We start from the raw sequence: 9,155 nt of genomic DNA, 5'->3' as shown, positions 1-9,155 counted from the left end.
GTGGGTGAGGCCTACATGGACGGCGGCCTGGTGCTTGAGCAGGGCCACATCGACGACTTCATCGACCTGATCGGCGCGAACGCGAAGAACAAGACCAAGAAGCGCGGGCCGTTCCGCCGCTGGCTGAGGAAGACGCTGCGCGAGGCCAACGACCGGGTGGCGTCGCGCAAGAACGTCGCCCACCACTACGACCTCAGCTACGACCTCTACCGGCGCTTCCTCGACGAGGACATGCAGTACAGCTGCGCCTACTTCGAGCGGCCCGACATGACGCTGGAAGAGGCCCAGCTCGCCAAGAAGCGGCACATCGCGGCCAAGCTGCACGTCCAGCCGGGGCAAAGCGTGGTGGAGATCGGCTGCGGCTGGGGCGGCCTGGCGCTGCAGCTGGTGGAGGACGTGGAAGGCGTCGAGGTCGACGCCATCACGCTGTCGGTCGAGCAGCTGAAAATCGCCCAGGCGCGGGCCGAGGCCAAGGGGCTGGCCCACAAGGCGCGGTTCTCGCTCACCGACTACCGCGACCTGAAGGGGACCTACGACCGGGTGCTGTCGATCGCCATGTTCGAGGCGGTGGGGCGGCCCAACTACCAGGAATATTTCGACGGTGTGGCGCGGCTGATGAAGGACGACGGCGTGGCGCTGATCCACTCCATCGGCCGGCCCGAGGCGGGGGTCACCAACGCCTGGATCGACAAGTACATCTTCCCGGGCGGCTATTCGCCCGCGCTGTCCGAGGTGATGCCGGCCATCGAGCGGGCGGGGCTGATCGTGACCGACGTGGAGATCCTTCGGCTGCACTACGCCGAGACGATCAAGCACTGGCGCCAGCGGTTCGCGGCGGCGCGGGCCGACATCGCGCAGCTGTACGACGAGCGGTTCTGCCGGATGTTCGAGTTCTATCTGGGCATCGCCGAGCAGAGCTTCCGAGCGCGGCGGCAGTTCATCTTCCAGGTCCAGCTGGCCAAGCGCGTCGACGTGCTGCCGATCACCCGCGACTACATCGGCGAGACCGAGCGGGGGTACGCGAAGCCGAACCGGAAGGTGGCCTGAGCCGCCCCTCCCGACGTCATCCCGCGGACAAGCCGCGGGATGACGGAGTTTGTTTGGGAGGAGGCGCTGGCGCATGTGCCGCGCCTGAAATGTGTGGAGGCGCCCAAAAACCGCCGCTAGGGTCGCGCTCAAGAAACTCGAACGACTGTTTGGAGAGAAACCGAATGCGCCGCGCACTTGCGCTTGCCGCCACCCTGAGCCTGATCGCCGGCGCAGCGTCCGCCGAGACCTGGACGAAGTTCCACACGCTGGAGAACGGCGCCGACGTCTCGTACGACAGCGACTACACCTACAAGGACAAGGCGACCGGCCGCCTCGTGGTCATGCAGGCGCTCTCCAAGGGCACCCTCGGCCCGTCGGCGCCCGGCAAGGCCGACAGCGTCGGCAGCGTCGCGGCCTACGACTGCGCCAAGAAGAACGTGATCCCGATGGCCAACTACCGGCCGAACCAGGGGCTGGACATCAAGGCCACCTGGCGCTCGGACACGCCGAAAAAGGCCGACGGCGCCGACAACGCCGCCCTGCTGGCCGCGGTCTGCCCGCACGCCGACCACGTCCCGGTGAAGTAGAGCCGGACTTTACCTGCCGCGTAATCGACGGGCGGCGCGCGCCGCGGGACCCTTGGGGCATCGAACAACCCCAAGGAGCTTCTCCCATGACCGCCGTCCGTTCGAACTTCCTGCGCACCGTCATCGGCTTGGACGCCGCCGCGTGCGGCCTGATGGGCGCGGGCTTCGCCTTCGACGCGGGCCTGCTGGCCGGACCGCTGGGCCTGTCGCCCGCCTTCATGCAGCCACTGGGGCTGTTCCTGATCGTCTACGCCGCGGGGCTGGTGTTCCTCGCCGCGCGCAAGGCGCTGCCGCGGGCCGCGGTCTGGGCGCTGGTCGCGTTCAACGTCGCCTGGGCGGTCGAGAGCATCGGCGTCATGGCGCTGGGCTGGATCCAGCCGACGGCGCTGGGCATCGCCTTCGTCGCCGCCCAGGCCGTGGCCGCGCTGGTGGTGGGCGACCTGCAGTACATCGTCCTGCGCCGCGCCAAGCGGGAAGCGGCCGCACTGGCCTGAACCCGCACGCCATGCACCCCGAAGGGTCCGGTCTCCCCGCCGAGCCCCTTCGGCATGTCCGACGCTCCCGTTGCGTAACCTGCAATTCGAATGACTAAAACAGTTGTTTGAATCTCGCGAAAAGTGCGCCACAAAGGCGGGCACAGAAAAACCGCTGGGAGCGACCCATGACCATGACCGCCGATCGGCCCGCGATGGCCGCCGCCAAGGCCCAATCCAGCTTCGGCCTGAGCCCGCAGGACGACCTCAACGACCTGCGCATGTCGGACAAGGCGCTGCCGCTCTACAACGCGGTGAAGACGTTCATCAAAGAGGTGTGCGAGCCGGCGTCCGAGGAATGGCACCGGCTGGGCGAAGGCCGTCCGGACGTGTGGCAGTACGCCCCCGGTCAGCTGGAAGTGCTGGAAGCCGCCAAGGAGAAGGCCAAGGCCGCGGGCCTCTGGAACTTCTTCCTGCCGAACGCCGAGACCGGCGAGGGCCTGTCGAACCTCGACTACGCCTACATCGCCGTCGAGCTGGGCAAGGTGCGCCTCGCCTCCGAGATCATGAACTGCGCCGCGCCCGACACCGGCAACATGGAAGTGCTGGAGCGTGTGGGCACGCCCGAGCAGAAGAAGCAGTGGCTGGAGCCCCTGCTGGAAGGGAAAATCCGCTCGGCCTACTGCATGACCGAGCTGAACACGGCTTCGTCCGACGCCAAGAACATCGACACCCGCGCCGTGCGCGTGGGCGACGAGTACGTCATCACCGGCGAGAAGCACTACATCTCCGGCGCCGGCAGCCCGCGGTGCAAGGTGATGATCTGCATGGTGCGGACCGGCGGCGACAATGACCCGCCGCACCTGCAGCAGTCGCAGATCCTGGTGCCGCTCCCGACGCCCGGCGTCGAGATCGTCCAGGGCCAGCAGGTGTTCGGCGACCCCGACGCGCCGCACGGCCACATGCACATCCGCTTCAACGGCGCCCGCGTGCCGGCCTCGAACATGCTGCTGGGCGAAGGCCGCGGCTTCGAGATCAGCCAGCTGCGCCTGGGCCCAGGCCGCATCCACCACTGCATGCGCGCCATCGGCTCGGCCGAGAAGGCGCTGGACCTGATGGTCACCCGCGGCATGACCCGCGTGGCGTTCGGCAAGCCGATCATCCAGCTGGGCGGCAACATCGAGCGCGTCAGCCGCGCCCGCATCGAGATCGAGGCCATGCGCCTGATGGTCCTGAAGGCGGCCAAGGCGATGGACGTGCTGGGCAACCGCGAGGCCCGCGTCTGGATCCACATGGTCAAGGCGATGGTGCCCGAGAAGGTCTGCCAGATCATCGACCAGGCGATCCAGATGCACGGCGCGCTGGGCGTGTCGCAGCACACGCCGCTGGCCCGCATGTACGCCAACACCCGGACGCTGCGCATCGCCGACGGCCCGGACGAGGTGCACCACATGGTGGTCGGCCGCAACGAGCTGCAGCAGTACCGCGAGATGCCCGAGGACGATAAGGGCGCCTCGGCGGCGGTCTTCCGCAACTAGCCATCACCGCATCGGTGCGGCATCGGAGCCTCCGCGCAAGCGGGGGCTCTTTTGTTTTGAACCGCGGAAGGACGCAGAAAACGCGGAAGTCGAGGTAGCCTCTTCCTCCGCGTTTTCCGCGGCTTTCAATTGCCGCTTCGCGGCTTTCGGCGCCTGTGGTGAAGTCATCCCAAAGAGCAGGTTCTGGGGAAGGACTGGCATGAAGGGGCTGCTGTTTGCGGCGGGGGCCGTGGTGGCGCTGATGGCGCCGGGGCTGGCGCGGGCGGAGACGTCGTGCGCGGACTTCCCGAAGCAGATCCTGCCGCACGCCGAGGTCACCGCCGCCAGCCGCGAGACCTCGGGCGACAAGGTGCTCTGCAAGGTCAGCGTGACCAGCCGGCCCACCAAGGACTCCGAGATCGGCATCGAGGTGTGGATTCCGCTGAACTCTGACTGGAACGGCAGGTTCGTGCAGCTGGGCAACGGCGGGTTTGCCGGCTCGATCAACTCGGGCTTCCTGCGGCGCGTGGCGAGCCAGGGCTACGCGGTCGCCGGCACCGACAACGGCCATCGGGCCATCGGCACCTCGGCGTCGTGGGCGCTGGGCCACCCTGAGAAGCTGGTCGACTACGGCTGGCGCTCGCTGAAGGAGACCACCGACGTCGCCAAGGCGCTGATCCGCGTCCAGAAGGCGGGCGGACCGAGGCAGTCGTACTTCATGGGCTGCTCGGACGGCGGGCGCGAGGCGCTGATGGAGGCCCAGCGCTTCCCGGCCGACTTCGACGGCATCGTCGCGGGAGCGCCGGCCAACTACATGAGCCTCCTGTTCGCCAACGGCGCGGCCCAGCAGCAGGCGCTGGCGAAACCCGGCGCCTACCTCGACAAGGCGGCGCTGGAGACCCTGCAGGCGGGCGCGCTGAAGGACTGCGGCGGCGAGAGTTACATCCGCGACCCGGCGGCGTGCCGGTTCGATCCGAAGAGCCTGATCTGCAAGCCCGGCCAGACGAGCGGCTGCCTGACGCCGGCCCAGGCGGGCGCGGCGGCGGCGATCTATGCGGGCCGGCGCGACCCGCGGAACGGGCGCATCCCCCTGCGCGGGATCAGCCCGGGCGGCGAGGCGCTGGGCGGTGGCTGGCCGGCCTGGATCACCGGGCCGGACCAGGCGCGCAACAGCCAGGCGGCCGGCTACCAGTTCTCGTCGAACGCCTTCAAATACTTCGCCTTCGGAGATCCCAGCTTCGACTTCCTGAAGCTGGACATGGGCGCCCAGGTGGATCGCGCGAAGGCCAGGATGGGCCCGATCATCGACTCGGACGACCCGAACCTCGCGGCGTTCAAGAAGCGCGGCGGCAAGCTGATCCAGTACCACGGCTGGAACGACCCCGCGATCCCGGCCGCCTCGTCGATCGCCTACTACGAGGACGTGCGCCGCACGATGGGCGACACGAGCGGCTTCTACCGGATGTACCTGGTGCCCGGCATGCTCCACTGCGGTGGCGGCAACGGGCCCAGCAACGTGGACTGGCTCGCGACGTTGGACGCCTGGGTGGTGGACAAGAAGGCGCCCGGCCCGCTCACCGCGACCGGAGTCGGCAGTTCCAGCGGGACGCAGCTGCTGTGTCCGTACCCCGGCGTGGCGCGGCGCGAGGGCGACGCGTGGAGCTGCAAGGCGGGCAAGCGGTAGCTGACGCTCCGCCAGCCGCAGCAGCCCGCGCAGTAGCGCTCGCGCCACCTTCAGTGTAAGCGAACGCCGCTTTGCCAACGGCAAGTCCCCATACCTCGCCCGGCTGCGGCCGCGGCGCACCTCCGAGTGCTCGCCCCGTGCGGCTCGCAGCGCTCGTTCCTTCCCGCGCGCGACGCGCAGCTGACCGGCGACCGGAGGCGGCCTGTGCCCGCCTTCCGGCGGCGGTCGCAACTCCGGAGGACTTCCATGAACATTCTCGCAGCCGCCTTCGTGGTCTGCATGGCCTTCCTGACGGCCACGCTCTCGGGCGTGTTCGGCATGGCGGGCGGCCTGGTGCTGATGGGGGCGCTGGCCTTCGTCCTGCCCGTGCAGGCCGCGTTCGTCAGCCACGGCATACTGCAGCTGGTCGCCAACGGCTGGCGGGCGATCCTGCACCGTAAGCACGTCCGCTGGGACATCGTCGGCTGGTACGCGCTGGCCTCGCTCGTCGCGGGCCTCATCGTGGCGGGGCTGTCGTTCGCACCGTCGAAGCCGCTGCTCTTCCTGCTGCTGGGGCTGGTTCCGGGGCTGACCTGGCTGCCGCAGCGTTGGATCAACCTGGACGCCTCGCGGCCGAAGCAGGCGTTCCTGTCGGGGCTGTCGGTGACGGGGCTGAACCTGACGGCGGGCGTCGCCGGGCCGCTGCTCGACATCTTCTTCGTGCGTACCGAGCTGACCCGCCACGCCATCGTCGCCACCAAGGCGGCGACCCAGGTGTTCGCCCACCTGGCCAAGATCCTGGTCTACGGCGCGCCGCTGCTGCTGGGCTCGGCGGTGGGCATGCCGCCGCTCTGGGTGTTCGTGCTGGCGATCCCGCTGTCGATGGCCGGCACGTTCGCGGGCGGTCTGATCCTGGACCGCATGACCGACGTGAACTTCAAGCGCTGGACCCGCTGGATCGTGACGGGCGTCGGCGTCAGCTACCTGATCCGCGCAGCGCAGCTGTTCGCGGCGGGCTGAAGCCCCTTCCCGCTGCGCGCGGTCCCCCTTCCCCTCCGAGCCGCTTTGCGGCTCCGCCCCCCTCGCTTCGCGATCCACCCCCAGCGGGGGTGGATGGGGGCGGAATTAAAAAAAGAGCCGGGCCAAAAGGCCCGGCTGGGGAAGTTTTTAGGGAGGAAACGCCCAGGAATGGGCACACCGTCACGTATGTCTCCGATTTCAGCTCGCAAGGGCGCCTGGCGAAATTTTTCTCGCCCGGGCAGAAATCTTGGCCGTGGGCAGCGAAGTGGACTGTCAAGCTTCTCCGAATTGGCCGTATCCGCCAGACCGTTTGCGGTCTAAGCGCCGCTTGCGCGATGTCGGAGTGAGCGGATGCAGCTGGAAGCCAGGGTCCTCGAGAACCGGTTCGTGCGGATGGAGCCGATGGAAGAGCGGCACAAGGAGGAGCTGCGCGCCGCCTGCGCCGCCGACCCGGCCACCTGGCAGGACCTCTACATCGTCTCGATGCTGGGCGAGGCTTTCGAACGGCACTGGGCGCGCTTTTCGGGGCCCGGCGACGGCAAGATGATGACCTTCGCCCTGGTGGTCGACGGCGTGTGTCGCGGCATGTCGAGCTACCTGGACATCGAGCCCGCGCACAACACGGTCGAGATCGGCTTCACCTACTACGAGCCGGCGTTCCGCGGCGGGGTGGCGAACCCCTCGGCCAAGCGGCTCATGATGGCGCACGCCTTCGAGAGCGGGGCTGAGCGCGTGCAGTACCGCGTCGACGCCGCCAACGCCCGTAGCCGCGCGGCGGTGCTGAAGCTGGGCGCGGTGCAGGAGGGCATCCTGCGCAACGACAAGGTCACCTGGACCGGGCGCATCCGCTCGACCGTGGTGTTCTCGATCCTGGCCGAGGAGTGGCCGGCGGTCCGCGACCGTCTGGACGAACGGATCGCGGCGTTCGGCTAGGCCGGCGCCCGCGCCGCAGGCTGGGCCAGCCGGATCGCCTCAACCCGCCGGGATTCCGGGGTCGGGAAGAACACCTCGTCGGCGTGCTTGGCCACCTCCTCGGCGGTGTAGGGCCGGCCGGGCTGGAAGCCCTCGGTCTCCAGCATCTTGATCTCGCGCACGCCGCGCGACGAGACGCCCAGGATCTTGCCCGAGTGGTCGGCGGCCAGGTCCGAGACCATGAACAGCACGCCGGGGGCCACGTTCTCGGGCAGGGAGAGGGGGTCGGGCTCGCGGTCCTTGCGGCCGGGCAGGTCCGAGGTCATGCGGGTGTAGGCGCCCGGGGCCAGGCCCATGACGCGGATGTTGTACTTGCGCCCCTCGATGGCCATCACCCGGACCATGCCGTAGATGCCGGCCTTGGCGGCGCCGTAGTTGGTCTGGCCGAAGTTGCCGTAGAGGCCTGAGGTGGACGAAGTCAGCACCATCGAGCCGCCGCCGTTGGCCTTCATCCAGTTCCAGACCGGCAGCGCGACACAGTAGGTGCCCTTGAGGTGCACCTTGATGACCTTGTCCCAATCCTCCTCCGAGGTGTTGGCGAAGGTCTTGTCGCGCAGGATGCCGGCGTTGCAGACCAGGATGTCGACCTTGCCGAACGCGTCCAGCGCGGTCTGCAGGATGTTCTCGCCGCCCTGCATGGTGGAGACGTCGTCGCCGTTGGCCACGGCCCGGCCGCCCGCGGCCTTGATGTCGGCGACCACCTTGTCGGCCGCAGCGCTGGAGCCCGAGCCTGAGCCGTCACGGGCGCCGCCCAAGTCGTTGACGACTACGGCCGCGCCTTCCTTCGCGAACAGGCGCGCATAGGCCTCGCCCAGCCCGCCGCCGGCGCCGGTGATGATCGCGACCTTCCCGTCGAGCAGTCCCGCCATGACGTCCTCCCATACCGTTGTTTGGAAGCATCATCGGCCTCGGGAGGCGAGGTGTGCAACCCTCACGACGGTCGAAATTGAGGGTTGTGCGGAGCTACCTCACGCGCCGGTAGCGCCACTCCTCGCGCTGCAGCTTGCCCTTCACCTCGCCCTCGACGGCGGCGCAGAGGTCGGGGTCGCAGCGGCGGTAGATGACACGCTGCGGGAAGTCGTGGGCCTTGTTCTCGAACACCGCCTCGCCGTCCTTGCCGGGCAGAAGGACGAAGGGCGTGGGGGCCTGGCCGGGCAGAGTGGCGGTGAAGGTGGCGCCGGCAGGTTCCGCGCTGATCTTCACATACTCGATGAAGGGCTTCTTGCCCGGCCGGTTTGTCTGACCGACCCCACCCATCACGCCGTCCTTAGGCGCCAGCCAGGTCTCCCGCACGGTGACGCCGTCCTTCTCGTGCACCCAGCTCCCGGCCAGCCAGGCCAGCTTGGCGACGTCGGCCGTCGCGTCGGCCAGCAGCGCCGCCGCTGCCAGGATCGCCAGCATCATGTCTTCGCTCCCGTTCCGCGCCGCGCTCGGAAAAAGGCCTTCAGCATAGCCGAGCTCTCCTCGGCCAGCACGCCGCCCTCGACCGTTGGCCGCCAGTGGCAGGTGGGCTGCTCGAAGAAGCGCGGGCCGTGCACGATGGCGCCGCCCTTCGGGTCCTCGGCCCCGAACACCACGCGGCCGATGCGGGCGTGGCTGATGGCGCCGGCGCACATGGCGCATGGCTCGAGCGTGACGAAGAGGGTGAGGTCGGTGAGGCGGTAGTTGCCGCGCTTGCGGGCCGCCTCGCGCAGGGCGACGATCTCGGCGTGGGCCGTCGGATCGTGGCTGCCAATCGGCTGGTTGGCGCCCACGGCCACGACCTCGCCGGTGGCCGGATCGACCACGACCGCGCCCACCGGCGTCTCGCCGTCGACGGCGGCGGCTTGCGCCGCTTCGAGCGCGATGCGCATTGTCCGGTCATCATGGTCCACGATCCACTACGACCCCACCG

10 protein-coding genes are annotated in these 9,155 nt (G+C 69.0%); 7 read left to right on the top strand and 3 right to left on the bottom strand.

What is annotated here, in order from left to right:
* The 7 genes from VGD44_RS10290 to VGD44_RS10260 all read left to right on the top strand — a co-directional run.
* The coding region (locus tag VGD44_RS10290) for a cyclopropane-fatty-acyl-phospholipid synthase family protein (RefSeq protein WP_331086578.1) at window positions 1-1,047 on the top strand (1,047 nt) is incomplete at its 5' end.
* A 164-nt stretch (window positions 1,048-1,211) separates the two neighbouring features.
* Window positions 1,212-1,616: a hypothetical protein gene (locus VGD44_RS10285; RefSeq protein WP_331086575.1), complete on the top strand. Its 405-nt coding sequence runs from the start codon at window positions 1,212-1,214 to the stop codon at window positions 1,614-1,616.
* 86 nt (window positions 1,617-1,702) lie between these two features.
* Window positions 1,703-2,110 carry a hypothetical protein gene (locus VGD44_RS10280; RefSeq protein WP_331086573.1) on the top strand — a complete coding sequence of 136 codons (408 nt, stop codon included), beginning with the start codon at window positions 1,703-1,705 and terminating at the stop codon, window positions 2,108-2,110.
* A gap of 194 nt (window positions 2,111-2,304) precedes the next feature.
* The gene (locus VGD44_RS10275) at window positions 2,305-3,627 is read left to right on the top strand and encodes an acyl-CoA dehydrogenase family protein (RefSeq protein WP_414694632.1); all 1,323 of its coding nucleotides are present in this window, start codon (window positions 2,305-2,307) and stop codon (window positions 3,625-3,627) included.
* Window positions 3,628-3,826: 199 nt separating this feature from the next.
* Window positions 3,827-5,290 (top strand): tannase/feruloyl esterase family alpha/beta hydrolase, encoded by a 1,464-nt coding sequence (locus VGD44_RS10270; RefSeq protein ID WP_331086569.1) that lies wholly within the window; start codon window positions 3,827-3,829, stop codon window positions 5,288-5,290.
* 246 nt (window positions 5,291-5,536) lie between these two features.
* Window positions 5,537-6,289: a sulfite exporter TauE/SafE family protein gene (locus tag VGD44_RS10265; protein ID WP_331086567.1), complete on the top strand. Its 753-nt coding sequence runs from the start codon at window positions 5,537-5,539 to the stop codon at window positions 6,287-6,289.
* Between the two features lie 351 nt (window positions 6,290-6,640).
* On the top strand, window positions 6,641-7,222 hold the full coding sequence (locus tag VGD44_RS10260) for a GNAT family protein (protein ID WP_331086565.1): 582 nt from the start codon (window positions 6,641-6,643) through the stop codon (window positions 7,220-7,222).
* Here the strand turns inward: VGD44_RS10260 and VGD44_RS10255 are convergent.
* From VGD44_RS10255 to tadA, 3 genes are all read right to left on the bottom strand, one after another.
* Window positions 7,219-8,130 carry an SDR family NAD(P)-dependent oxidoreductase gene (locus VGD44_RS10255; protein ID WP_331086563.1) on the bottom strand — a complete coding sequence of 304 codons (912 nt, stop codon included), beginning with the start codon at window positions 8,128-8,130 and terminating at the stop codon, window positions 7,219-7,221. The two genes, VGD44_RS10260 and VGD44_RS10255, sit on opposite strands and share 4 nt — an antisense overlap.
* Before the next feature lie 94 nt (window positions 8,131-8,224).
* Window positions 8,225-8,662 (bottom strand): DUF6265 family protein, encoded by a 438-nt coding sequence (locus VGD44_RS10250; protein WP_331086561.1) that lies wholly within the window; start codon window positions 8,660-8,662, stop codon window positions 8,225-8,227.
* Entirely contained in the window at window positions 8,662-9,114 is a 453-nt protein-coding gene (gene tadA, locus VGD44_RS10245; protein ID WP_331086560.1) for a tRNA adenosine(34) deaminase TadA, read from the bottom strand. The genes VGD44_RS10250 and tadA overlap by 1 nt, the downstream gene beginning before the upstream one ends.
* Window positions 9,115-9,155: the final 41 nt, after the last annotated feature.

It is taken from the genome of Phenylobacterium sp., from assembly GCF_036402295.1.
Lineage (GTDB): Bacteria > Pseudomonadota > Alphaproteobacteria > Caulobacterales > Caulobacteraceae > Phenylobacterium.
This window is presented reverse-complemented; position numbering and strand designations above follow the sequence as displayed.